This is a genomic window from Paraburkholderia sp. 40, assembly GCF_050434105.1.
GTDB classification, from domain to species: Bacteria; Pseudomonadota; Gammaproteobacteria; order Burkholderiales; family Burkholderiaceae; genus Paraburkholderia; species Paraburkholderia tuberum.
Genome location: NZ_JBNPVY010000002.1, coordinates 2,709,794 through 2,733,947, shown reverse-complemented (window position 1 = coordinate 2,733,947; position 24,154 = coordinate 2,709,794). Strand labels below are relative to the sequence as shown.

Sequence of the window (24,154 nt, the reverse complement as noted above, 5' to 3'; positions counted from 1 at the left end):
AACGTCACGACGCCCCCTTGCCGTTCTTCTGCAGCGGCTGCACCTGCACGTGATCGCCATCGGCAATCGAATCGCTCGGGTTGACGATGATGCGATCGCTCGGCGAGATACCGCTTTCGATTTCGAGCTGCTGTCCGAGGTCCACCGCGATCACGACCTTGCGCAGGCTCACGTTGCCCTTTGCATCGACGACCGCGAGGCGCGGACCCTCCGCGCGAAACAGCAGCGCGTTGCCGGGCACCGTGAGACGCGCATGCGCGGCGGCCGGCACCGCGACCTGCACGTACGCGCCGGGGCGCAGCTTGTCGTCGGGATTCGGCAGCGTCACTTCGATCTGCAACGAGCGCGTGGGTACGTCGATCGCGCCAGATATATGCGTGATCTTGCCGTTGAACTGCTGGCCCGGCAGCTCGGCCTGCGTAACCACGACCTTCTGCCCGACCGTGACGTTCTGCGCGTAGGCCTGCGGCAACTGCACATAGACGCGCAACGGGTCCGATTGAGCAAGCGCGAACAACGCACGGCTCGTGCCGCTGCCCGCGTCGATCAGATCGCCGACGTCGACGTTGCGCTGCGTCACCACGCCGGTAAACGGCGCGACGATCCGCTTGAACGATTCGAGCTGCTGCAGACGCTTGACGTTCGCATCGGCGGCCGCGAGATTCGCGAGATCCTGCGTGTAGGTGCTCTGCCGTTCATCGAGTTCCTGCTGCGACACCGCATCGCGCTGGCGCAACTGCTGCCAACGGTCCAGCGAGCTCTTCGCGAGCGCGAGGCTCGAATTGATCTGCTGACGCTGTGCCAGAGCCTGCGCGAGTTCCTGGTCGATTTCCGGCGTATCGAGCTCGGCGAGCAGTTGCCCCTGCTTCACGTGGGTGCCGATGTCGGCGTACCAGTGCAGCAGATAACCGGTCGCGCGTGCATAGATCGGCGACTCGACATAGCCGCGCAGCGTGCCCGGCAGCAGCGTGTCGCCGCCGCCCTCGGTCTGGGTCGGCGTGACGACGTTCACGTACTGCGTGGCATTCTGCTGCGCGATCGCCGCGACTTCGCGGTTTTGCAGCACGTTCGCGATCACGGTGCGAAGTGTGCCTACCACGAGCAGCACGAGCACGATCACGACGGCAATCTTCGCGCGCTTCCATTCGCGATGGCGCGGCGGCAGCAGGTGCTCGCCTTCTTCGGTTTCCCGCGCGGGGATCGCTAGCGATGCATGAGTTTTTTCGGTCATCTCAGTCAACCATCGTTTAACTTTTACGCGGGCGTCGCCGCACTGCTGGGTTCCGGTGCGGGGGTGCCACTATGGCCGCCACTGCCACCGCCGTTGCCGCCAGCGTCGCCACCGCCGTTGTCGTCGCCGCCGCCGTTCATATGACGGCCCGCGAGCCACGAATGAATTCCCGCAAACACGAGCGGCACGAAAAACAGCGTCGATACGGTCGCGAACAGCAACCCGCCGATCACCGCGCGGCCAAGCGGCGCATTCTGCTCGGCGCCCTCGCCGAGACCGAGCGCCATCGGAATCATGCCGATGATCATCGCGAACGCGGTCATCAGCACCGGACGAATCCGGCTCGCGCCGGCTTCGAGCGCGGCCGTGAGCGGCGGCGCGCCGGCCGACAGCCGCTGGCGCGCGAACGCGACCATCAGAATACTGTTCGCGGTCGCGACGCCCATCGTCATGATCGCGCCGGTCAGCGCCGGCACGCTCAGATGGGTGCCGGTCAGGAACAGCATCCACATGATCCCCGCGAGCGCCCCCGGCAACGCGCTGACGATGATCAGCGGATCGACCCACGACTGGAAGTTCACGACGATCAGCAGATACACGAGCACGATCGCCATCGCGACGCCGATGCCGAGCCCAAAGAACGAACTGCGCATCGTCTGTACCTGGCCGCGCACGGTGATCGTGCTGCCGCGTGGCAGCGAGCCGCGCACCTCGTCGACGATCCTGTCGACCTGATTCGCCACGCTGCCGAGATCGCGCTTTTCAACGCTCACATACAGATCGATCACCGGACGGATGTTGTAATGCGTGACTTCCGCGAACTGGCTCTTCGGTGAGATCTGCACGAGGTTGCCGAGCAGTTGCGTCGGCCCGTTCATCGTGGCCGAGACCGGGGTGCGCAACAGTTCGTCGATCGAAGACACCTGGTACTGCGGCGTCTGCACCGCCACCCTGTATTCGACACCGTTCCTGTTGTTGACCCAGAAGCCCGGCGACGTCTGCGAGCTGCCCGATAGCGAAACGAGCACGTTCTGCGCGACGTCGTTCGCGGTCAGGTTCAATTGTTGCAGGCGGGTGCGGTCCATGTGCAGATCGATCACCGGTTCGTCGAGCTTCTGCTGGATATGCGTGTCGACGGTGCCGGGAATCAGCCGCACCTGCTTCAGCAGCTTGCGCGCGACGTCGAGGTTGCCCTGCTGATTCGCGCCCGAAATCTGCACGTCCACCGCGGCAGGCAGGCCGAAGTTCAGGATCTGCGTGACGATATCGGCCGGCTGAAAGAAGAACTCGACGCCCGGGAAACGCTGCGGCAGGATCGCGCGCAGCTTGTCCATGTAGATCTGCGACGGCTTGTGGCCTTCGTTCAACGCAATCTGGATCTCGCCGTCGAGCGTGCCCATCGTGCCCGCATTGCTATACGACAGGTTGATGCCGCTATACGGCAGCCCGAGGTTGTCGAGAATCGTGCCCAACTCCCTGGGCGGCACGACTTCGCGGATCACCTTCTCGACCTCGTCGGCCAGCCGCGCGGTTTCTTCGATACGCGTGCCGGTCGGCGCGCGCATGTGCAGACGGATGTCGCCCGCGTCGACGCTCGGAAAGAAGTCTTCGCCGAGTGCAAAGAACAGACCCATCGACAGCACGCAGAAACCGAGGAACAGCGCGCCGAACATCTTGCGACGCACGAGCAGGCTGCTCAGGATCACGATGTAAGTCGCGCGCATGCGCTCGAAGCCTGCGTCGAAGCGGTGATACAGACGCATGAACAGATTCGCCTTCGTGCCCGCCTTCGGCTTGTGCGCGTGGCCCATCAGCAGCATCGCGAGCGTCGGCACGAGCGTACGCGACAGGATGTACGAAGCGAGCATCGCGAACACCACCGCTTCCGCGAGCGGCACGAATAGATAGCGCGCGACGCCGGTCAGGAAGAACATCGGCACGAACACGATACAGATACACAGTGTCGAGACGAGCGCCGGCACTGCGATTTCGCCGGCGCCGTCGAGAATCGCATCGTGCAGATTCGTGCCCATGTGCAGGTGCCGCTCGATGTTCTCGATCGTCACGGTCGCGTCGTCCACCAATATGCCGACCGCGAGCGCGAGGCCGCCCAGCGTCATGATGTTGATGGTCTGCCCGAGCGCGTGCAGCACGATCAGCGATGACAGAATGGACAGCGGAATCGAGATCGCGATGATGCAGGTGCTGCGCCAGTTGCCAAGGAACAGCAGGATCATCGCGGCGGTCAGCGCGGCGGCGACCAGCGCTTCGCGCACCACACCCTGCACCGCCGCCTTCACGAACACCGACTGGTCGAACAGCGCGGTGATCTGCAGATCCGGCGGCAGCGCGGCGCGCGCGGCCGGCAAAATGCCTTTCAACGTATCGACGATCGACAGCGTCGACGCGTTGCCGTTCTTCAGCACCGACATCAGCACGCCGCGATGGCCGTTCTGCCGCACGATGTTGGTCTGCGGCGAGTAGCCGTCGCGCACATGCGCGACTTCGCGCAGATAGGTCGTCGCGCCGTTGACGGTGCGCACCGGAATGTCGTTGAGACCTTCCAACGTCGGTGGCGACCCGTTCATGTCGATCGTGTATTCCTTCGGCCCGATCTTGGCCGTGCCCGTGGGCAGAATCAGGTTTTGCGCGTTGAACGCGTTGACCACGTCGGCAGGTGTCAGGCCCTTGGCCAGCATCGCTCGCGTGTCGAGGTCGACCGAGATCAGCCGCGATTTGCCGCCATACGGATACGGCACGGCCGCGCCCGGAATCGTCACGAGTTGCGGTCGCAGGAAGTTCAGCGCGGTGTCGTTGAGATCCTGCTCCGAGAGTTTCGGACTCGACAGGCCGAGCTGGATGACTGGAATACTGGAAGCCGAGTAGCTGATGACCAGCGGCGCGGTGGCGCCCGGCGGCATCTGCTTCAATTGCGCCTGCTCGATGGCGACCGTCTGCGCGATCGCCGTCTGGATGTTCGCGTTCGGCTGCAGAAACACCTTCAGGATCGCGATGCCGGGCAGCGATTGCGATTCGATATGTTCGATGTCGTTGACCGTCGTGGTCAGACTGCGCTCGTTGACCGACGTGATGCGGGTGGCCATGTCTTCGGCCGACAGCCCCGTATACGTCCAGATGATGCTGACGACCGGAATGTTGATATCCGGCAGCACGTCGACGGGCATGGTGAACAGCACGAAGGGCGTCGCCAGCACGATCAGAATTGCCATCACGATGAACGTGTATGGCCGCTTAAGCGCTACGTTGACGATCCACATTGAAACGGGCCAGAGAAAATGCGGGTGGAGGGAGGGATTGAATCTGAGCTTATGCTAGATCGATGGCACCAACGCCTGCATGGCATGAAAATGGCGAAATTGTCAGGAAGCTTGTTGAAAGCAAATGCGCCATTTTTGAAGGCGAAGGGCTCTCGCCGAATTAGCTGCGAATCAGCCGCAAAGCAAACGTTTGTTGAATAAATTTACGCGCAGTTAATGAAACGTTTGCTGATACGCGGCACGTTTTTTGGCCGAATAATATGAAACATGCATTCAGATCGATTCGCAAGACGGGGCGATTTTGCTCCGTGCGGCCATCCCCTTCAACGAAAAATGGCCGGTCGACCCGAATGGTCGACCGGCCTTCATTTGCAGTTATCCGTATCTTGGCGTCAACGCCCGCGACGCTTATTTGGCGAACAGCGACGACATATCGGCGAACGCCTTGAACTCGAGCGCATTTCCTGACGGATCGAGGAAGAACATCGTCGCCTGCTCGCCGACCTCGCCCTTGAAGCGCACATGCGGCTCGATGATGAATTCGATGCCGGCCTTCTGCAGTTTGTCCGCGGCGGCCTGCCATTGCTCCATCGACAGCACCGCACCGAAGTGGCGCACCGGCACCGCGTCGCCATCGACCGCGCTGGTATGACGGTGACCGACTTCGTCCGGCGCCAGATGCGCGACGATCTGATGACCGTAGAAATTGAAATCGACCCATGCGTCCGAACTGCGCCCTTCCGGGCAGCCGAGCAATTCGCCGTAGAACTCGCGCGCGGCGGCGAGGCTATGAACAGGAAACGCCAGGTGGAACGGCGGCAAAGCGGTTTCGGCAACGCTCATGATAGGAAGACTCGCTGGGGTGGGTGTGAGGATGAATTACGACTGGCACGACTGGCAACTGGTTCAGTTAAAGCAAAGTTTAATCATGAATAAAAATGTTGAGAAACGATATATATTTGACCTGACCATCACCAAAATAGATTGATCGATCATGCTCAGCGAGTTGAAAACCTTCATCGCCGTCAGCCAGTACGGCACGTTCTCCGGGGCGGGCGCACGCATCGGGCTCACGCAATCGGCCGTCAGCGCGCAGATGCAGCGGCTCGAACAGGAACTCGGCTTTCAGCTGTTCGACCGCACCGGCCGCTCTGCGACGCTCAACGAGGCGGGCCGCAAAACGCTCGCGCTCGCCGAGGAAATGATGACGCTCTATGCGCGGCTCTCCGAGCGCAGCGGCGGCGCCGCCGAAAGCGGCATGCTGCGGGTCGGCGCGATCGCGTCCGCGCAGGTGTCGCTGCTCGCCGACGCGCTCGCGCGCTTTCGCGACGACCGTCCCGGCTGGCGGATTCGCGTGGTGCCGGGCGTGTCGCTGGGGCTGCTCGGCCAGGTCGACTCGGGCGAGCTCGATCTGGCCGTCATCATCAAACCACCGTTCGCGCTGCCGTCGGAACTCGAATGGCGCACGCTCGTCGCCGAACCGTTCGTGCTGCTCGCGCCGAAAAAGCTTGCGCGCGGCGGCCGCTCGTGGCGCGAACTGCTGCGCAGCGAGCCGTTCATCCGCTACGACCGCGCGTCGTTCGGCGGACGGCTCGTCGACCGTTTTCTGCGGCGCGCGCGCCTTGGCGTGCGCGATGCGGTCGAGCTCGACGAATTGCAGGCGATCGTGCAACTGGTCGCGCGCGGCATGGGTGTCGCGCTGATTCCGAATACGGCCGGGCTCGGCAAATGGCCAACGAGCGTCGTCGCACTCGAACTCGGCGATGCGAGCTTCGAGCGCGAGATCGGGCTCGTGCTGCGGCCGCGGCATAGCCGGCCGATGGTCGCCGATGCGTTGGCGGAGTGTATTGCGAGCGCGGCGCGCGGTTGAGCGCTTTGCACGCCGCATTCGATGCGAGTTCGCTCCGGGTTCGAATCGAGTGTGCTGCCATACGTACGCGCAACTGTATCTGTGAATCGCGCGCGACGGCGCGCAGAATCGTTGCTTCATTCAACCGGCTGTGTGGCGCGTTGCATTGCATTGTCGAACACGCGCTTCGCCCTTACATTTGCCCGCCATGATCGCCAGCCCTCTGCTCACCGCCGATGTCCTGATCGCCTACAGCGCCTATTTCGTCGGCACCGCGAGCCCTGGGCCGAGCAATCTCGCGATCATGTCGCTCGCGATGAGCGCGGGCCGACGCGCGGCACTGGTGTTCGCGCTCGGCGTGGTGTCGGGCTCGTTCTCATGGGCGCTGCTCGCGTCGCTCGGGTTGTCGGCGGTGCTCGCCGCCTACTCGGAATGCCTCGTCGCGATCCGGATCGCGGGCGGCTTGTATCTGCTGTGGCTCGGCTTCAAGTCCGCACGCTCGGCGTGGAGCGCCGGCAAGCCGGCCGCGGGCGCGGCGCGCGTCGACGAACCGCTCGGGCGACTCTATCTGCGTGGCCTTTTGCTGCATCTCACGAATCCGAAAGCGGTGCTGGTGTGGCTGTCGATCGTGTCGCTCGCGATGTCGCCGGTACACGGCGCCGCGCACGTGACGCCGGTCGTGCTGGGCTGCATGGTGATCGGCGCGACGGTATTCAGCAGCTACGCGGTGCTGTTTTCGACGGCGTCCGCACGCCGCGTCTATACGGCGATCCGGCGCTGGCTCGATGGCTCGCTCGCGGTGATGTTCGGAATTGCGGGGGTCAAATTGTTGACGTCGAAGAGTTGAGGTGGGTCGGCGCGTCTGGGTCGCCCGACGCCGCGCTCTGCGATACTGGCGGTTCGGCTCCATCAACGACGGCACCCACCTACGCAACGATGAACGGCAACGACCACGACGCACCTTCTTCCAACCAACGCTCGCCGCTGCAAAAGCGGCTCTATCTCACCGGCGCGGCGATCCTGGTCGTCAGCCTGATCGCCGCGGTGCTCATCTACGTGAGCGTGCCGCCGCCCGATAGCGCGGTCGCGATGTACGGCATGATCGATCCGCGCTATCAGATCGAGCTACAGCAAATCGGCGGCAACGCGGCAGTGCTGATGGCGCAGTTGCATCAATGGTTCGATAGCTTGTGGCACGGTGCCAGGCTCGCTTATACGGTCGCGGCGCTGGGCGCTGCGCTGGCGGCCGGCTGTTCTTTCATCGGCCGTTTTTTCGCGGACGATTAGTCGCGAGACGCTCGCCGTCAATCGCTCTCACGCCATGACCGAGCTTGCGACGTAGCAACGTCCGCACTTCGCTGTCACCCAGAATTCCGATGTCGGGCGAAATGTCGCCACGAGCGGCAATCCTCATCCGGCCTACGCCATCAGTAGCGCTTCATATTCCGCGCGGAACTGGTCGATGGAACTCTCCACCACCGTCACCGCGCCGTCGATCAAACCGCAACGCCCGCTGCCGGGAAGAAGGCGGCACAGGTTCTCCAGTGCATCCAGATCGGCACGCACACCGCGGCCCGTGTCGAGCCGGTTGAGAAGCCGCATCATCTGAAACGTTCCGCCCTTGCATGGCGGGCACTGGCCGCACGAACCCTGAGCGAAGAAGTTCACGTAGTCCGCGACTTTGCGCACGATGCTCGTGCCTTCCGACACCACGATCATCGCGCCCGTCCCCAGACGCGAACGGCGTTGACGTACCGAGTCGAAGTCCAGTGCAACGTCGAGATCGCGCTTCGTCAGCAGCGTGTTGGATGGGCCGCCCGTGAAGACCGCCTTGAACTCCTTGCCCTGCAGCATGCCGCCGCCGTGCTGGAACACCAGCGTCTCCAGGCTCGTGCCCATCGGCAGTTCGTACAGGCCGGGACGCAGCACGTCGCCGGAAAGCGAATAGAGCTTGGTTCCGGCGGCGTTCCCCACCCCGAGGTCGCGGTACCACTGCGCGCCGTGGCGCAGAATCCCGGGTACGTGGGCCAGCGTCTCGACGTTGTTGACGATGGTCGGTGCGCCGTGCACGCCCTGCTCGGCCGGGAAAGGCGGTTTGCGCCGTGGAAACGGAAAGCCACCTTCGACGCTGGCGATTACCGCCGTCTCCTCTCCGCCGATGTAGAGCCCCGAGCCAGGCACGACGCCAAGCGACACCGGCGCACCGATCCAACGCTCGATAGCGGCGAATTGCGCGTGCCCCGACCACTGCTCGACCGCCTCGCGAGTCGCGGCGAGAGACCCCGTCTGATGCGGATTCACGTACAAGACGACATGGTTGGCCCGCGTCGCCACCGCGGCGATCAGCGCGCCCTCGATCACCTGATGCGGTGTGTGTTCGAGCAGAAAGCGATCCTTGAAGGTGCCCGGCTCGTCTTCGTTGCCATTGCAAACGACGTACTTGTCGCCGTCCGGGGCGGCCGCGACCGGCGCCCACTTTCGATGTGCGGGGAAGCCAGCGCCTCCCATTCCACGCAGGTCGGCCTGGGCGATCTCGGCGAGGATCGCCCCCGGGTCTTCGAGCGCTTTGGCGAGTCCCTCGCCGCCGCCGCGCGCGAACCACGCATCGAGGTCGGCACCGACGCGGAAATCGTCCCTCATCAAGCATTGATTCAGCATTTGCATCGCGTGCTCCGTGGTTCGCCTCACCGGATGCCGCCGATCATGCGACCGCGTGCGCTGGCGCGCAATCCCGCATCGACTCGCAGATCGAAATGGGCATAGGCGGGAAAGAGCTGCGGCGCCTTCACGTGAAGCGGCAGTCCCGCCAGCGTCAGCTCTCTCTGCCACGCGTGCACGTGACCGATTCCGGCGCGGTTCGCCATCACCCACTCGCTGGATTGAGCGGCCTTCGCGCCGGCACGGCGCCCCATGCTCAGAATGTCGAGCAGCGCGTTACCCATCAAGCGGTTGCGGCCGTGGATGCCGCCCGTCACCTCGCCGACACAGAAAAGGCTGGGGACGTTGGTGGCGCCGTCTTTGTCGATGGCGACGCCGCCGTTCTGATAGTGGAGCGTGGGATAAACGAGGAACGGCTCCTGCGCCGCGTCGATACCGCATTTGTGGGCGAGATGGCGAAGCGTGACGAGGCGTTTGGCCAGAATGCCCGGATGCTCGATTTCGAGTGTCGGCGTATCGAGGAACACGCCGACCTGGCCGTCGCGCTCGATCCCGCGGCCCTGAGCGCACTCGCGCAGGATCGCCGATGCGACGACGTCGCGCGGCTTGAGTTCGTCCACGAAGCGTTCCCCTTCGCCGTTCAGAAGTCTCGCCCCCGCGGATCGCGCCGCCTCGGAAATCAGACCGCCCGCCAGATGGTGCGGGTAGGCGATGCCGGTGGGATGGTACTGGAACGAGTCGAGCTCGCGCAGGCGCGCGCCGATCCGATAGGCGAGCACCAGACCGTCGGCGGTGGCGCCGTAGTGGTTGGAGGTCGGAAACGAATTCAGGTGCAGTCGCCCCGCGCCGCCGGTGGCGAGGATCACGGCGCGCGCGCGCACCAGCACGAAGGTACGCCACTCGAGGTTGTAGATCACCGCTCCGGCGCAGCCGCCGCGCTCGTCGGACAGCAGTTCGACCACAGGGCAGCGGTTCCACAATTCGATGCCCGGGTCGAGGTCCACCGCCTCGCGCAGCACGCGCATCATTTCGAGGCCGGTATAGTCGCGATACGACAGAATGCGCGCCGCCGATGCGCCTCCGGGCTTCTTGCGCATCAGATTGCCGCCGAGCGGCTGGTCCTCTTCCAGATCGAACATCATGCCGAGCTGGATCAGCCAGCGAATCACGTCGGGGCCGTCCATCACCATCTGGGCCACGAGTTCGGGTTCGCCGCAGAAGTGTCCGGCGCGAAGCGTGTCCTCGAAGTGCAGTTGCGGGCTGTCATCCTCGCCGATGGCCGCCTGGATTCCGCCTTCGGCCATCACGGTATTGCTGTCGCCGAGGCGCAGCTTGGTGGCGAGAATCACGCGCGCGCCCTGCTTCGCCGCCGTGAGCGCCGCGGCACAGCCACCACCGCCGCCGCCGATCACCAGCACATCGGTAGTCATCAGCTGCGCGCCGGCGATATCGACATCATCGATCAGCGCGTTGGCCTGCAGGTGCCGCGCGAGATCGGGCTGACACGGCTCGCCGCGATTGACCCCGACACTCAGCGTGACGCGCGCATGCGGCCCATGATCGGGGTGATAAGCCTTCAGCAATTCATCGACCGGAACGTCATCGCCGCGGACCGTGGCCGCCATCCCGGGGCGGTAGCGCTGGCGCGCGTTTTCGTAGGGTATGCCGGCGGACATGATGATTCGCCCCCGGTCAGCGCGGCGGCTGCGCGCCCGGCGCAGCGAAGTCGATCTTCAGCTCGCCGCTCTCGATCTGCTGCAGCCGTCGCATCAGATTGGCCGGACGCAGCGAAAGCGACGCGATCATCCGGCGCACGAACACACCCAGATGGTTGGGCCGGATATGCTCGGGGCATGCGAGCGTGCACAGGTTGCACATCACGCATTCGTCGAACACCTGGCTCGATGCGGCCAGATTGCCCTCCACCGCCAGGTTCACGCCGCGCTGCACGTCCAGCCCCTTCGGACAGGCGCGATCGCAACCGTTGCAATGACGGCAATGCGATGCTTCGGGGAAGATCTCGGCGATCTTGCTGAGCGCCTGCCAGCTGTCACCGATATCTTCCATTCGATACAGGTGACGTTCCGATTCGGTGAAGTAATCGAGGAAGGCGACCTGCATACCCTCTTCGACGAGGGTCTCGCAAGCGAGCGCGGTGTGGACTGCCTGCTCGCCGCTGCGTCGCACCATCACACGGCACGACCCGCACACGCCCTGGGACATGCAGCCGACACCCTCGACGAGGGTCTGCCCCGCGTGCCCCATGGCCTGCAGAATCGAGCAATTGCCCGGCGCCTGAATCTCGCGCCCTTCGATACTCACGCGAACCATGGCCTCGCACCCTCCTTGCCCGCCGTGAACAGTTCACTGGCGAACGCGCCAAAAAGGTCATATAAACCTTAGCACATGGACGGTTATGAGAAAGGGGCATGGCGTGAAAACTTTCTGGAAGGCCGTCGCTCCGCTGATCGTGGCGATCGTGATCGCACTGATTCCCGCCCCTCCCGGTCTCGCGCAGCACGCGTGGTATTACTTCGCGATTTTCGCGGGCGTGATCGTCGGGCTGATGCTGGAGCCCATTCCGGGCGCCGCGATCGGTCTCATCGCGGTGACGCTCGTCGCTGTATTCAGCGAGTGGGTGTTCTTCAGTCCCGCACAACTCGCCAAGCCCGGTTTCAACGTCGCGAACGCGGGGCTCAGCTGGGCGCTTTCAGGTTTCTCGAATGGCACGGTGTGGCTGATCTTCGGTGCCTTCATGTTCGCCCTCGGATACGAGAAAACCGGGCTCGGCCGGCGCATTGCATTGATGCTCGTGCGGGCGCTGGGTCGCCGGACCCTCACGCTCGGTTATGCGGTGATGGCGGCGGACGCCGTGATCGCGCCATTTACCCCTTCCAATACGGCCCGCAGCGGCGGGACGATCTTTCCGGTGATTCGCAGTTTGCCGCCGCTTTACGATTCGAAGCCGAACGATCCGTCTGCGCGGCGCATCGGTTCGTACATCATGTGGACCGCTATCGCCACGACCTGCGTGACGAGCTCGATGTTCCTCACCGCGCTCGCACCCAATCTGCTCGCCGCGGAACTCGTCAAGAAAACGGTCGACGTCGACCTCGAATGGACGCAGTGGTTTCTGGCCTTCGCGCCCGCGGGCATCTTGCTGCTGCTGGCCATACCGCTGCTGACCTACGTGCTTTATCCGCCGCAAGTGAAGCATAGCGCCGAGGTGCCAGCCTGGGCTGCCCGGCAGCTCAAGGAGATGGGGCCGCTCACGAGGCGGGAAATCATGCTCGCCGTGCTGGTGCTGATCGCTCTCGCGCTGTGGGTCTTTGCGGACGACTACGTCAATCCCACGACCGCGGCGCTGATGGTGATCGCGTTGATGCTGATCACCCGGGTGGTGAGCTGGGACGACATGCTCGCCAACAAGCAGGCCTGGAACACCCTCGTGTGGTTCGCGACGCTCGTCGCCCTCGCCGATGGGCTCAGCAGGACCGGCTTCGTCAAATGGTTCGCCGCGACGATATCGACCCACATGACCGGCTTTCCGCCGACGACGGCCGCGATCGTCCTCGTGCTGATCTTTTTCTTCACGCATTACATGTTCGCGAGCATCACCGCCCATGCGACGGCGATGCTGCCGGTCATGCTGGCGGTGGGCTCGACGATTCCCGGCATGCCGATGGAGGCGTTCGCGCTGATGCTCTCGCTGACGTTGGGGATCATGGGGATCCTGACACCGTATGGAGCGGGGCCGAGCCCTGTGTACTTCGGCAGCGGGTATCTGCCCGTGGGGGATTTCTGGAGACTCGGGCTGATTTTTGGCGTCATTTATATCGCTGTGTTTCTTCTGATTTGCGCGCCGATCCTGCTTTGAATTTTGAGGCCGCGCTTGCGCGGCGCCTGCTTCGAAAGATCGCGACGATTTCCCTCGTTCTTCTAGATATCGAAGTACAGATAAAACTCCCATGGATGCGGACGCAATTTGATGGTGTCGATCTCGCGGCTGCGCTTGTAGTCGATCCAGGTCTGGATCACGTCGTCGGTAAAGACATCGCCTTTGCGCAGGAACGTGTTATCGGTTTCGAGCGCCGCCAGCGCCGCGTCGAGGGATCCCGGCACCTGGCGTATATTGCGCGCTTCTTCGGGCGGCAGATCATAGATGTTGCGGTCGAGCGGCGCGCCGGGATCGGTCTTGTTTTCAATGCCGTCGAGGCCGGCCATCAGCATCGCGGCGAAAGCAAGATATGCATTGGCCGACGGGTCCGGACAGCGAAATTCGACGCGCCTCGCGTTCGGCGAATCCGAATACATCGGAATGCGCGCCGCGGCCGAACGGTTGCGCTGCGACATCGCCAGATTGACGGGCGCCTCATATCCGGGTACCAGGCGTTTGTATGAATTCGTCGTCGGCGCGCAGAAGGCCATCAGCGCGGGTGCGTGCTGGAGCAATCCGCCGATGTACCAGCGGCACATGTCCGAAGTCAGCGCCCAGCCGCCCGCGTCGTAAAAGAGGTTCTGTTCGTCTTTCCACAGGCTCTGGTGACAATGCATGCCGCTCGCATTGTCGGCGAACAGCGGCTTCGGCATGAAGGTTGCGACCTTGCCGTGCCGACGCGCGACGTTCTTGCAGATGTACTTGTAGATCATCACGTTGTCGGCCATGCGGGTCAGCGTCGCAAAGCGCATGTCGATCTCGTTCTGTCCGGCGGTCGCAACTTCGTGGTGATGCACTTCGATCTGTACGCCCGCCTGCTGGAGCGTCAGCGCGATTTCCGAGCGGATCTCCTGCAGCGTGTCATGAGGCGGCACCGGGAAATAGCCCTCCTTGTAGCGCTGCTTGTAGCCGAGGTTGCCACCGCCGTATGCGCCTTCGTCGCGACCGGTGGTCCAGTCGCCCTCGCCCGACTCGACGTAGTAGTAGCCGCAGTGCTGATCCTGGCCGAAGCGGATGGAGTCGAAGATGAAGAATTCGAGTTCCGGCCCGAAATAACACGTCGTCGCGATGCCCGTCTGGCGCAGATAGTTCTCCGCCTTTTTCGCCACGTAGCGCGGATCGCGCGAATACGGCTGCCGCAGCACGGGATCGACGACGTCGCAAATGATCGACAGCGTCGGCGTGCCGCAAGCCGGGTCGACGAAGGCCGTTGCCGGGTCAGGCCGCAGCAGCATGTCGGACTCGTGGATCTCCTGAAAGCCGCGGATCGATGAACCATCGAAACCGATGCCGGCGCTGAACAGGTCGTCGTGAACCTCGGGAAGCGTGATCGAAAAATGCTGCCAGAGTCCGGGCAAGTCGGTGAATTTCAGATCGACGATCTGAATATCGCGCGCTTGCAGCAGGCCGATCACATCGCTTGCGCTTTGTGGTCGCGTGACGCGATAGCTGCCCGCTTCGACGGTCGCCGCAAACGGCGATCCGGTTGTTCCTTGCGTACTGGCCATGAACTTTGCCCTCTTCCGCCCCATTACCGCCCGTGTACTTATAGTCCAACGTTAGTACGTTAGTACGTCCACGCGCGAAAACAAGGCGGCAGTGCGTGGACCTAGCGGTCTTGCTCCAGCGCCTTCAAATGAGCCACGCCGGCATCTCTGGCAGCGGCGGAGGTCGCATACGTCTCGTCCGAAACGAGCGAGCGTTTGACCTCACGGGCCGCGAAGTCGACCAGCGTGATTACCCAGACATGCTCGCCACCCTGCTCGGCCGTTTGCACGAAAGCGCGCACGTCGCCCTTGTCCTCTGATTTCATCGTGACCTCCTTGTGGAAAAGTCGCGCGGAAAAAGGGGAGCGCGACAATAAAGCCGTTCGCGAGCCGCGGTGCTTTCCTCACGGAGCGCGCAACTTGATCTTAGGCAATGGAATCGGTCCAATGACAGTTTTCTCGCTTCCGATGCCGAGCACAGCCGATGGGTTCGGCGGTGAAAGCGGCTTGCCCGCAATCATCTAAAGCCCTCATCGAGACCTTGTCGGGAGGCGCGGTTCCGCCGGCCCAGTAACGCGGACGGGCGTTCGAATGGGCGAGCCGTCTCCCCGCCGGGACCTCAGTCGCGGAAATCGAGCTCATTCACTTTGCGGCGTGGAACGGCGTTGGCCAGTCCGTCTTGCGAACGAGATGAGCGCCGCTCGAGGTAATTCTTCCACTGAAAGCGCCCACAGCGAATACGCAACGCTGCGCTGGAACAACAAGCCGACAGCAGTCCGAAGCTGCCCCTTGCCCAGCGCGTACACCGAGTCGGTCACGGCGACGGCACCGTGCATCAGAATGCTGGCATGCCGGTAGCATCCCATCATGCAGTCATTGCAGGGTTGCCGTTGATCGGGCAGGCGGTCGAGGTCGAAGACGGAGCCCATCGGCTCAGGCCACGCCTCGCAACGCCAAACATCGAGGTTCCAGTCGATATAAAAGTACTTGCTGCCACCGATGCATGGAACCAGTTGCTGTTCGCCGCGCACGAAACGCGCGACCTCGGCCAGCGCAGCGCTCGGGTCCATGACACGGAAATGCTTCTTGAGGCGCGCGATTGCGCTCAACGCTTCGAGTAGTTCGTCGGCGTTCAGGTCGACGAGTTTCGATTCTTCGTCGTAAACAAGCGATGTAGATCCAAACGCCTCGCGCCGTGGATAGGAAAAAACGACGGCATCGAAGCCAAGCCGATTGAGCGTCTCGGGAAGCGACTCGTAACGGACCAGTCGGCTCACCGTAATCGATGCGCAGACCTCGATGCCGAAGCTATGGGCCTGAGTGATGCCCTCGCGGATGCGGGCCTCGAGACCGCGCAGACCGCGATTGCGCTCATGCTCGCCCATGTCCGCGCTGTCGATGGAAATCAGCAGACGCCTGAGGCCGGCCGCCGCCAGTGGCTTGATGTAGCGGGGAAGAAACCAGCCGTTCGTGATCACGCCGCACTGCATGCCGGCCTTGGTGGCCGAAGCCACGAGCGATGCGATCTCGGGATGAACCAGCGGCTCGCCTCCCTGCAGCGTCATGTAACGAATCCGGCGTCTGCGCAGGATCGGCAGTGCGCGCGCGAACTCATCAGGGTCGAGATAGCGACGTGGCCCCGCCAGATTTTTCTCGCGAGAGAACCCGCAGAAGTCGCATGCGGCGTTGCAAACGTTCGTCACCGATACGTCGCACACCGCGGGCAGCGGATTGCGCGGTTCGCTGCCGACACCGTCTGCATGCCGCTGATCGCGCCACTTGATGATCCGTTCTGTCGTATCCATGGGACCCTCACGGCCTGCCGACGAATTCGGCACGAAGCTTCATAGAATACGCTCAACGCGCTGCGCGTGATCCATTCTTACGCCAGCCTACGCCCCTACGCCCCTACGCCCCGACCCGTGACGGTCAGCGGATGGAAACTACGCACCGTTGAAGTTAAACAACCGCATAACGGCAACCACGCGCAAATGACGTTGCCTATCATGCGTACCGCGCCGTCAAACCGGCAGCGCGCACTGTCTATTTCCAGATTTGCACGCTCCCATCGAGATACCCAATCTCCTTCGTCTTGCTGCCCGTAAGCAGGCACGAGGTTGAAACGGCCCGAGTCTGGAGCGCAAGTCGGCTCACGTCTCGCAGATGTGCATAGGATTTCAAACGAGTCGGCGTTTTTGGTGTGACATCCCGTTTCAGGCTCCTGATAAACACGTACTTATAGTCGCTCTCTGTGTCGTGTTCAGCCAGGTAATTAGCCAACCACGCAGTCGCAATCGAAATGACGCGATTCCGCGCTTCATTGGCGTTATTCTGGGCTATCGACTTCCCCATATTGACCGTTCCGAAACCGGCCATCGGATGCTTTGCCATCTTACGCGTGAGGCCTGATTTCGCGCTCCGTCCTGGAATGTCGTCCGGAGCGGGTTGCGCGTCTGACGCGCCGGCATGCATCAACATAGACGCCCAGGTATAGTACTGGCCGTTTAGCCCATAGCATATTTGCTTCTCAATCAAGTCGAGCAGCATGAAGGTCGCCATGAAAACGCCTCCTCCTGACTTATCCCGGTCGGCGCCTCCCTCGCTGATCAGCAGTCCCGCGATCGTGTTGGCCAATTCGACCGCGTCGTCGTCGCCGCTGGTTTGCCCCCACAGGAGTTGCCGCGCTTTGGTGGCCGCTGTCGAATAAACCTTCGCGACCCGCCGTGCCTTGCGGGTGTAGACCGTCTGCGCCTTCGGGTCGAATCCGCGCGCCTTATCAGCCGACTCGCCTGCGGTTACCACGTGCGAAGTCGCCATGGCGACTTCGCCTTCGAAGAGTTCAGGCGGAACTTCAGTCACGTCCGACGTGTAGCTCTTCAAACCTTTTGCCGCTCCGCCCCACTTCGCAATTAGCCGGTCTGCCACCTTGATAAAAACGGTTTCTTCACCCACCGGCTGTTGGCTTAACCAGTACCAGTCGCCAATTCCAAGGGGTTGGTAGGGAACGGCGAACGTGCCCTCGCCGTGTGGTTTGCTTGCGGTTGGTTTGGTGCTTGCTAACAGGTTCCAAATGTCCGCATACAGCAGGTGATCAACGTCTAGCGATCTGAATGCTCTACCGAATCCGATCTTCATCTCGACCTCACAAAGTGGGTTTGAATCGAAAATTGGTATACCGCAATCAAGCTCTCGCGCAAGTTGGCGGAATTGGCGCGTTCTTCAACTGGAATTCCTCGAGCTATGCCTTTTCAATTCCCCGCGTTAAGCCGAAATTGAACGTGAATGCCGCGCTATATATCTTATTCAAATTCGCGGCGGATTTCGTTCCTGTCGCTTTGGTGCATTTGATCCAGGTGGACGCCATTTACCGCGATTAGCGTCTATGGCTTATGCCATTTGACCGGATGGATTGCCTACAGAAATGTTGTTACGGGACTCGACTGCGCCACACAGTCGGCAACCGGCTTACGCCATCCCCCAGGGCGACGACAGGATCGGCGAGCGAAGATCCGCCGGCAGGGCAGAACCGACGCACGAATGTCCGCGCGAAAGCATGGGCAACGGCTGCAAATGGCCCGGATTTTGCCGTCGCCCGGTCAGACAGGTTTCAGCTCTTTCTGGAGGTTTTCGGCACAAATGGCGTGGGTATATGCAGAACCTTCTCGCTTCCGCACTTTGGGCAAGCCGGATGAGCGTTTTCATGTTCAGCAAGATGCTCGGCATGTTCGAACATCTCACCGCACTTCTCACACCTGTACCGGTAAGTCGGCATGGCATTCCTCCAAAGAGAATCCCGCACGTCGGGCTGACAAGATACATCTACGACGTCGGCAATAACCCATTCTAGTGCAGGAAAGTGCGAGAAACGCCTGCGTGCACCTCGCGCGCAGCGCTCATCGTATGGGGCGAATGTCAGTTTGCCCGTCGCCTACCAGCCGAAATACCTGCACGGCATCTTCCAATGTGGACGCCTGTTCTTGCATGCTGGCTGCCGCGGCTGCCACCTGCTCCACCAGGGCAACGTTCTGCTGGGTCATCTCGTCCATCTGCCCGATCGCGCGGTTGACTTCGCCGATGCCGGTACTTTGCTCGTTGCTCGCGTGGGTAATCTCACCCATCAAGGTGACCACACTATCGACAGCCGTGACGATTTCGGTCATGTCCCGGCCAGCCTGGTCGACCAGTTCGCCGCCTGCATTGACGTTGCCGACCGAGTCGGTGATCAGCGCCTTGATTTCCTTGGCGGCCATGGCGCTGCGTTGGGCCAGGCTGCGCACCTCGGCTGCGACGACCGCAAAGCCGCGTCCCTGGTCGCCGGCGCGTGCTGCCTCGACGGCCGCGTTCAAAGCCAGGATATTGGTCTGAAAGGCAATTGAGTCGATCATGCTAATGATGTCGACGATCTTGTGGGAACTGCCGCGGATCAACGACATGGTGGTCACCACATGCCCCACCACGGTGCCGCCTTTGACCGCGAGATCGGAGGCCGAGGCGATGTGTTGGTTGGCGTGCGAAGCGCGTTCGGCATTGGCGCGGACCATCGCCGTCAATTGTTCCATCGTCGACGCGGTTTCCTCGAGCGAGCCAGCCTGCGCCTCGGTGCGGGACGAAAGCTCCGCGTTGCCGGCCGCAATTTCGCGCGCGCCCAGCGCGATCATATCGGAGGCACGTCGGACGTTGCCGACTACCGAGGCCAAACCGACACTGATGCCGTTCATTGCCTGCATCAACTGGCCCAGTTCGTCGCGCCGGCTGACATGAACTTGCGCGGTCAAATCGCCGGCCGCGAGTTTTTCGGCGGCGGCCTTCGCTTCGAGCAGTTGCATGCCGAGACCGCGCCGGGTCGTCACAAAGACCAGCGCGCTGACCAGCAGCGCGCCGAGTAGCCCGAAGCCGATCACCCCGGTTTGCAGGAAAGCTGGCAACGCCGCTCCCGGGGTCGATCGGTCGGGGGGGATCACGGCCTCCAGCAGCCGACCATAGCCCAGCAGAAGTACGGTATTGGCGGCCAGGGTAAGCAGCGCGAGTCTGGCTCCGATCGACAGGTTCCACTCCTCACTGACGTCGAGGCCGACATACAGCGCGCCGATTACCTCGCCAGAACTGTCCCGGATCGGCTCGTACCGTGTCATGTATTGCTTGCCGAATAGCGTCGCGTAACCGGTGTAGGGTTGCCCCCCGCGCAGCATCCGATAGCCGGGATGCGAGCGGTCGAGTACCGTGCCCACGGCCCGCTCGCCGGTTTGCCTTTTGACCGAAGTGGCGACGCGCACGAAGTCGTCGCCAATTGCGACGAATAACGTGCCCGTCGCGCGGGTTTTGCCGGTGAAGCGGTCCACTTCGCCGTAGTTGAGGTTCAGCAGGGTGTTCCCGTTCAGCAACCTGGGGGTCATGACACCGAGGATGTCGACACTGCTTGATTCGTCGCGTGAAAATGGAGCTGGAAAATACCCGGCGAGCGTTCGCGCGTGACGGCGCACCTGGGCCTTGAGCGGCAGCAGAGAGTACATGAAGTGAACCCCGTCGACTAAGTCAGCGAGCCGAATAAATCGGACGTTTTATTCTGAATTCATTAGACAGAATATTGCATGAGATGGCAATAGAGTGTGCTCGCTAATCTCGGCTCACTGAAAGGCGGCGCCAGGCGAACCTGAAGAATATCGGCATGCGCCGTGGCGCTCCGCGCGGGTCATAGATGTTTGAACACTCCGCAGGCCAGAGCACGCAGTTCTTCGAACTGCGTGACGAGTTCGACACATAAAATGAAGGCCAGCATTGCAGAAGGTCCCGGATGGCGTTCGATCCATCGCAGCGCCGGGGTCGCGTAGCGCGCGCGGATCGTATCTCGAGTCAGGACCAAGGTAATCACGATGCCCACGGCGCCCCCTACCAACAAATCGGTCGGATAGTGAAAGCCGAGATAGGCCCGCGGAAGGCAAATGAAGAGCGCGGTGTAGAGAAGCGCCAGCACGCCGATGCCCCGCCACACGAGGAAGATGCCGGTGGCGATGGCCATCCATAGCATGGCGTGATCGCTTGGGAACGAACTCCAGTCTGACAACTGCGCAGCCCGGGTCGCGCCGCTCGCGAACTGCAGATGAAGTTCGGCGCTATAGATGTAATCGATATCCGCCAGTCGAAGCGGAAGGTCAGAATAATTGAGGCAAGCGACAACAAATGAGGCGCAGACAACGTTTGCTAGCAATTTGCCCGTCCGAGGCGGTGTTCGCGGCATGCGCCGCCTCAGTGCGAAGCTAGGGCTCCCCGTTATGGCGCCCCCTTAACCTGCTCATGCGGATTCTCCACTCCCGCCATGCTCAGCGCCTCATGCAGCGTGCCGAAAATACAGCGCTCCTCGACGATCGGCGTGATTCCATGCCGATCCATATCCGAGCGCAAATAGCGATTCACCCGCGCAAAGACCACCTCGATCCCATTGCGCTTGAGCGCCGAGCACAACTCGCCCACCGAGCGCGCCGCCGAATAATCGACATCCGTAATCGCGCTCGCATCGACGACGAACCAGCGCACGGCGTTCGGTGCGTGATCGATGAGGCGGCGCGTATCGTCGACGAAAAAATGATCGTTCGCGTAGAACAGATCGGCGCCGAAACGATAGACGATCAACCCCGGCGCGGTCTCCACGCCGGGCACCGCCGGCACCGGCACCCACATGCCGTCGCCGTTGGGCGCGAGCATCATCGTGTGGGGGCGGTAGCTGTGTCGCACGTGACGCAGCAACGACAACGCGACGGCGACCAGAATGCCGTGCTCGACGCCGATCAGCACGACCGCCGCCGCCGTGAACAAAGCCAGCGCGAATTCGCCGGGACTTTCGCGGCGAATCGAAAAGAGCGACTGCAGATTGATCAGGCCGACCGCGATCGTAAACACGATGCTCGCGAGAATGCAGTGCGGCAGATACTGAAGATAGCGGCTGAAAAACAGCAGCACGACCACCACGACCGCCGCGAACACGAGCTGCGCGAACTGGCTGCGCGTGCCGGCGCGATCGGCCATCGCGGTCTGCGTCGGGCTGCCGTTGACGACGAACGCGCCGGAAAACGCCGCCGCCGCGTTGGCGGCGGCGATGCCGAGCAGGTCTGCGTTGGTATCGACCGGCTCGTGATAGCGGTCGGCAAACACCCGGCTCGCCGCGGCGCTTTGCGCGACGATCATCACGAAGCACGACGCCGCGACCGGCACGAGATCGAGCATCTGCTGCCACGTCACCGACGGAATCCGCAGCGGCGGCAATCCGCCCTCCACCGGTCCGAGGATGGAGATGCCGTGCGCGGCGAATCCGAATACATCGCTCGCGGCAATGCCCGCGACGACTGCGGCCAACGACACCGGCAGGCGCGGCCAGAAGCGCTTGCAGACGAGAATCGCGGTCACCACGAGCAGCGAGATCGCCAGTGTCGGCCGATTGATTTGCGCGGCGTCGCTCACGACGAGCAGCAGTTGTTTCACGCTGCTCGCCGAATGTCCTGGCACGCCGAGCATGTCGGCGAGCATCGCGATGCCGACCTGCACGCCGACGCCCGCAAGAAAGCCGACCAGCACCGTACGCGACAGGAAATCGGCGAGAAAGCCGAGCTTGAAGATGCGCGCGACGAGCAGCAACGCGGCAGTCAGCAACGCGACCATCGCCGCGAGCGCCGCATACTCGGCGCTCGACGCGGGCGCCATCGTCGAAAGACGACTCGCGAAGATCGTCGCGGTGGCCGAATCGGCGGCGACGACCAGATGCCGTGAAGCACCGAAGAACGCGAACGCGACGAGCGGCAGGAACACCGTGTAGAGCCCGGTGACGGCCGGCATGCCGGCAATGCGCGCATAGCCGAGGACCTGAGGAATATCCATCGACGCAAGCTGCACACCGGCCAGCGCATCGCGCGCCGCCGCAATCCGGCTCAAAGGAAGAACGCCCTTCAGCACGCTGGCACGTGCCGCCATTTTTTGCAGAGAGTCTTGCATACGCGATGCTGACCTAAAACGAACGTAATCGCGCATCGTGCCGCGAACCGGCACGCCAAGACAAGACTTATGGAAGGGAGAACGGGCTATTGACGAAAACGAAAACGAGAAAGCAAACCGAAAGAACGCAAACGATTGCTCCTTTCAAGCGCACAACAAACTAACGGACGTCAATCGCAAAGCGAAAATCTCCACGGCGCAGCCGCGAAAAAAACGCGCGAAGAAGATCTACCGTTTGAATTGCCCTGTCTGCGGGTCCACATGGCGCGCGAAACCGAACAGCGCAGCAATGCAGATCGGACAGGCGATCAGAAAGATGACCAACATCACACTCACCCCGTAACAGCTTGTTACCAGGAAGTGTAAAGAAATTTGAAGTAAGTTTAATGAGGAAAACCGCAAAGCACTATTGCGAAGGATTGCGGGAGCCTAAAAAGATCGTCGATACGTAAGTGAAAACGCGAATAGGCGCGCCATGCCGCACGTGAAAAACCGCGCGGAAATATCCGTTGGATTTCAAGGAAAACCCCCGCCGCGCATTGTTGGCGGCCGCGCCCCTACTTCGTTCGCAGGTCTGCACACCGCCCGCATACGACAGCCGTCACGGCGCGCGTCCGCGCGCCAGGCATCACACCGCCACGATTAGGCAAACCCTTCTACCGCTTTGCGCCGCGCGTATTTTTCTTCGGCATCGGCGCTGGCCCGACCGATTCGCGCATCGTCACGCTGAGCGGAAACTCGCGCAAGATCTCCCAGGTGGTGCCGTAACACTGGTTGATGAGCCAGCGCACCGCGTTTTGCGTAAGTTCCCCGGTTGGAATATGCACCGACGTGAGCCCGGGCGCCGCGTAGGCGGCCGAGTAGTCGTCGTCGTAGCTGATCACGGAGATGTCGTTCGGCACCGAAATGCCCGCCTGGTGAAAGCGCGCGAGCACGCTGACCGCCATCGTGTCGTTCGCGCAGAACAGGCCGGTCACGCGCCGCTGCGTCTCGAGCAGCTTCTGCGCGGCCGCGTAGCCGCCTTCGGGCGAAAAGTCGGATTCGATCAGCGTGACGTCGTCGCGCGCAATGCCGGCTCGCGCGAGCTCGGCGAAAAAGCCGTCGATCCGCATCACGTTGTCCGACGCGGTAGCGGGCCCGGAAATCACCGCGATGTCGCGATGCCCGTGATCGAGCAGCGTGCGCGCCGCGAGTTCGCCGCCGCGCCGATGATCCGCGCTGAACGACGCTTCGGGCAACTGCTCGAACGCGCGATTCAGGAACACCATCTTCGGATGCATGCCATGCAGCATGATCAGGTCTTCGTCGTGCAGATCGTGGCTGATCACGACCACGCCATCGCAATCGCGGCCAATCAAAAAGCGCACTGCCTCGATCGCCTGCTCGCGCGGCGACACCTCGCCGCAACCGGTCGCGACCACGACATGGCGCCCCACCGCGCGCAGTTCGGTGTCGGTCTGCTTCAGAATGGTGCCGTAGTAGGAACCGAAAAAAGTCGGCACGAAGATGCCGATGATGCCGAGCTGCTGCGTCGCCATCGCCCGGCCGATCGACGACGGGCGGAAATTCAGCGCCTCGATCGCCGCCTTCACGCGCGCCGCGGCATCGGCGGAAATCGGTCCCTTGCCGGAAATGGCTCGTGAGGCGGTCGACATGCCCACGCCGGCCAGTTCCGCGACGTCCTTGAGTGTTGCCACGCGGTTCTCCATCAAGCCTGTCTCGACGAGCCGCTTC

19 protein-coding genes are annotated in these 24,154 nt (G+C 62.5%); 4 read left to right on the top strand and 15 right to left on the bottom strand.

The window, feature by feature from the left end; translation table 11 throughout:
- Positions 1 to 4 precede the first annotated feature (4 nt).
- The 3 genes from OKW28_RS13955 to OKW28_RS13945 form a co-directional block, all read right to left on the bottom strand.
- Positions 5 to 1,231: an efflux RND transporter periplasmic adaptor subunit gene (locus tag OKW28_RS13955; protein WP_429446384.1), complete on the bottom strand. Its 1,227-nt coding sequence runs from the start codon at positions 1,229 to 1,231 to the stop codon at positions 5 to 7.
- Between the two features lie 23 nt (positions 1,232 to 1,254).
- Positions 1,255 to 4,509, bottom strand: coding sequence for an efflux RND transporter permease subunit (locus OKW28_RS13950; protein WP_429446382.1), 3,255 nt, complete (start codon positions 4,507 to 4,509; stop codon positions 1,255 to 1,257).
- A gap of 408 nt (positions 4,510 to 4,917) precedes the next feature.
- Complete coding sequence (locus OKW28_RS13945) at positions 4,918 to 5,352, bottom strand: VOC family protein (protein WP_008918388.1); 435 nt, start codon at positions 5,350 to 5,352, stop codon at positions 4,918 to 4,920.
- A 151-nt stretch (positions 5,353 to 5,503) separates the two neighbouring features.
- Here OKW28_RS13945 and OKW28_RS13940 point away from each other — a divergent pair, with 151 nt between their 5' ends.
- From OKW28_RS13940 to OKW28_RS13930, 3 genes are all read left to right on the top strand, one after another.
- A complete protein-coding gene (locus tag OKW28_RS13940) occupies positions 5,504 to 6,379 on the top strand; it encodes a LysR family transcriptional regulator (protein WP_429446379.1) in 876 nt (291 codons plus the stop codon).
- Between the two features lie 187 nt (positions 6,380 to 6,566).
- Positions 6,567 to 7,205: a LysE family translocator gene (locus OKW28_RS13935; RefSeq protein ID WP_429446378.1), complete on the top strand. Its 639-nt coding sequence runs from the start codon at positions 6,567 to 6,569 to the stop codon at positions 7,203 to 7,205.
- A gap of 89 nt (positions 7,206 to 7,294) precedes the next feature.
- Positions 7,295 to 7,645: a hypothetical protein gene (locus OKW28_RS13930; RefSeq protein ID WP_429446376.1), complete on the top strand. Its 351-nt coding sequence runs from the start codon at positions 7,295 to 7,297 to the stop codon at positions 7,643 to 7,645.
- Between the two features lie 132 nt (positions 7,646 to 7,777).
- On the opposite strand, the gene OKW28_RS13925 is transcribed toward OKW28_RS13930, so the two are convergent.
- Genes OKW28_RS13925 through OKW28_RS13915 form a run of 3 tightly spaced genes read right to left on the bottom strand, consistent with a single transcriptional unit; the run spans position 7,778 to position 11,347 of the window.
- The gene (locus OKW28_RS13925) at positions 7,778 to 9,022 is read right to left on the bottom strand and encodes a complex I 51 kDa subunit family protein (protein ID WP_429446374.1); all 1,245 of its coding nucleotides are present in this window, start codon (positions 9,020 to 9,022) and stop codon (positions 7,778 to 7,780) included.
- 20 nt (positions 9,023 to 9,042) lie between these two features.
- Entirely contained in the window at positions 9,043 to 10,692 is a 1,650-nt protein-coding gene (locus OKW28_RS13920; RefSeq protein ID WP_429446372.1) for an FAD-binding protein, read from the bottom strand.
- 16 nt (positions 10,693 to 10,708) lie between these two features.
- Positions 10,709 to 11,347, bottom strand: coding sequence for a 4Fe-4S dicluster domain-containing protein (locus OKW28_RS13915; RefSeq protein WP_429446370.1), 639 nt, complete (start codon positions 11,345 to 11,347; stop codon positions 10,709 to 10,711).
- A gap of 103 nt (positions 11,348 to 11,450) precedes the next feature.
- Between OKW28_RS13915 and OKW28_RS13910 the strand changes: the two genes are divergently transcribed.
- Positions 11,451 to 12,893 carry an anion permease gene (locus tag OKW28_RS13910; RefSeq protein WP_429446368.1) on the top strand — a complete coding sequence of 481 codons (1,443 nt, stop codon included), beginning with the start codon at positions 11,451 to 11,453 and terminating at the stop codon, positions 12,891 to 12,893.
- Between the two features lie 62 nt (positions 12,894 to 12,955).
- On the opposite strand, the gene glnA is transcribed toward OKW28_RS13910, so the two are convergent.
- From glnA to OKW28_RS13865, 9 genes are all read right to left on the bottom strand, one after another.
- On the bottom strand, positions 12,956 to 14,461 hold the full coding sequence (gene glnA, locus OKW28_RS13905; RefSeq protein ID WP_429446366.1) for a type I glutamate--ammonia ligase: 1,506 nt from the start codon (positions 14,459 to 14,461) through the stop codon (positions 12,956 to 12,958).
- Between the two features lie 101 nt (positions 14,462 to 14,562).
- Positions 14,563 to 14,766: a hypothetical protein gene (locus tag OKW28_RS13900; protein ID WP_429446363.1), complete on the bottom strand. Its 204-nt coding sequence runs from the start codon at positions 14,764 to 14,766 to the stop codon at positions 14,563 to 14,565.
- A 312-nt stretch (positions 14,767 to 15,078) separates the two neighbouring features.
- On the bottom strand, positions 15,079 to 16,245 hold the full coding sequence (locus OKW28_RS13895) for a radical SAM protein (RefSeq protein ID WP_429446361.1): 1,167 nt from the start codon (positions 16,243 to 16,245) through the stop codon (positions 15,079 to 15,081).
- Between the two features lie 238 nt (positions 16,246 to 16,483).
- Positions 16,484 to 17,575 (bottom strand): hypothetical protein, encoded by a 1,092-nt coding sequence (locus OKW28_RS13890; protein WP_429446360.1) that lies wholly within the window; start codon positions 17,573 to 17,575, stop codon positions 16,484 to 16,486.
- A gap of 472 nt (positions 17,576 to 18,047) precedes the next feature.
- Positions 18,048 to 18,173: a zinc ribbon domain-containing protein gene (locus OKW28_RS13885; RefSeq protein WP_409340077.1), complete on the bottom strand. Its 126-nt coding sequence runs from the start codon at positions 18,171 to 18,173 to the stop codon at positions 18,048 to 18,050.
- Positions 18,174 to 18,333: 160 nt separating this feature from the next.
- Positions 18,334 to 19,950, bottom strand: coding sequence for a methyl-accepting chemotaxis protein (locus tag OKW28_RS13880; protein WP_429446358.1), 1,617 nt, complete (start codon positions 19,948 to 19,950; stop codon positions 18,334 to 18,336).
- Between the two features lie 179 nt (positions 19,951 to 20,129).
- The gene (locus tag OKW28_RS13875) at positions 20,130 to 20,675 is read right to left on the bottom strand and encodes a phosphatase PAP2 family protein (RefSeq protein ID WP_429446355.1); all 546 of its coding nucleotides are present in this window, start codon (positions 20,673 to 20,675) and stop codon (positions 20,130 to 20,132) included.
- Between the two features lie 32 nt (positions 20,676 to 20,707).
- Positions 20,708 to 22,420 (bottom strand): SulP family inorganic anion transporter, encoded by a 1,713-nt coding sequence (locus OKW28_RS13870; RefSeq protein WP_429446353.1) that lies wholly within the window; start codon positions 22,418 to 22,420, stop codon positions 20,708 to 20,710.
- Positions 22,421 to 23,076: 656 nt separating this feature from the next.
- On the bottom strand, positions 23,077 to 24,129 hold the full coding sequence (locus OKW28_RS13865; RefSeq protein WP_429446351.1) for a LacI family DNA-binding transcriptional regulator: 1,053 nt from the start codon (positions 24,127 to 24,129) through the stop codon (positions 23,077 to 23,079).
- Positions 24,130 to 24,154 lie beyond the last annotated feature (25 nt).

Coding starts and splice junctions, on each gene's coding strand:
- OKW28_RS13955 (WP_429446384.1), bottom strand. CDS start 1,231: ATGACCGAAAAAACTCATGCATCGCTAGCGATCCCCGCGCGGGAAACC.
- OKW28_RS13950 (WP_429446382.1), bottom strand. CDS start 4,509: ATGTGGATCGTCAACGTAGCGCTTAAGCGGCCATACACGTTCATCGTG.
- OKW28_RS13945 (WP_008918388.1), bottom strand. CDS start 5,352: ATGAGCGTTGCCGAAACCGCTTTGCCGCCGTTCCACCTGGCGTTTCCT.
- OKW28_RS13940 (WP_429446379.1), top strand. CDS start 5,504: ATGCTCAGCGAGTTGAAAACCTTCATCGCCGTCAGCCAGTACGGCACG.
- OKW28_RS13935 (WP_429446378.1), top strand. CDS start 6,567: ATGATCGCCAGCCCTCTGCTCACCGCCGATGTCCTGATCGCCTACAGC.
- OKW28_RS13930 (WP_429446376.1), top strand. CDS start 7,295: ATGAACGGCAACGACCACGACGCACCTTCTTCCAACCAACGCTCGCCG.
- OKW28_RS13925 (WP_429446374.1), bottom strand. CDS start 9,022: ATGCAAATGCTGAATCAATGCTTGATGAGGGACGATTTCCGCGTCGGT.
- OKW28_RS13920 (WP_429446372.1), bottom strand. CDS start 10,692: ATGTCCGCCGGCATACCCTACGAAAACGCGCGCCAGCGCTACCGCCCC.
- OKW28_RS13915 (WP_429446370.1), bottom strand. CDS start 11,347: ATGGTTCGCGTGAGTATCGAAGGGCGCGAGATTCAGGCGCCGGGCAAT.
- glnA (WP_429446366.1), bottom strand. CDS start 14,461: ATGGCCAGTACGCAAGGAACAACCGGATCGCCGTTTGCGGCGACCGTC.
- OKW28_RS13900 (WP_429446363.1), bottom strand. CDS start 14,766: ATGAAATCAGAGGACAAGGGCGACGTGCGCGCTTTCGTGCAAACGGCC.
- OKW28_RS13895 (WP_429446361.1), bottom strand. CDS start 16,245: ATGGATACGACAGAACGGATCATCAAGTGGCGCGATCAGCGGCATGCA.
- OKW28_RS13890 (WP_429446360.1), bottom strand. CDS start 17,575: ATGAAGATCGGATTCGGTAGAGCATTCAGATCGCTAGACGTTGATCAC.
- OKW28_RS13885 (WP_409340077.1), bottom strand. CDS start 18,173: ATGTTCGAACATGCCGAGCATCTTGCTGAACATGAAAACGCTCATCCG.
- OKW28_RS13880 (WP_429446358.1), bottom strand. CDS start 19,950: ATGTACTCTCTGCTGCCGCTCAAGGCCCAGGTGCGCCGTCACGCGCGA.
- OKW28_RS13875 (WP_429446355.1), bottom strand. CDS start 20,675: ATGCCGCGAACACCGCCTCGGACGGGCAAATTGCTAGCAAACGTTGTC.
- OKW28_RS13870 (WP_429446353.1), bottom strand. CDS start 22,420: ATGCAAGACTCTCTGCAAAAAATGGCGGCACGTGCCAGCGTGCTGAAG.
- OKW28_RS13865 (WP_429446351.1), bottom strand. CDS start 24,129: ATGGAGAACCGCGTGGCAACACTCAAGGACGTCGCGGAACTGGCCGGC.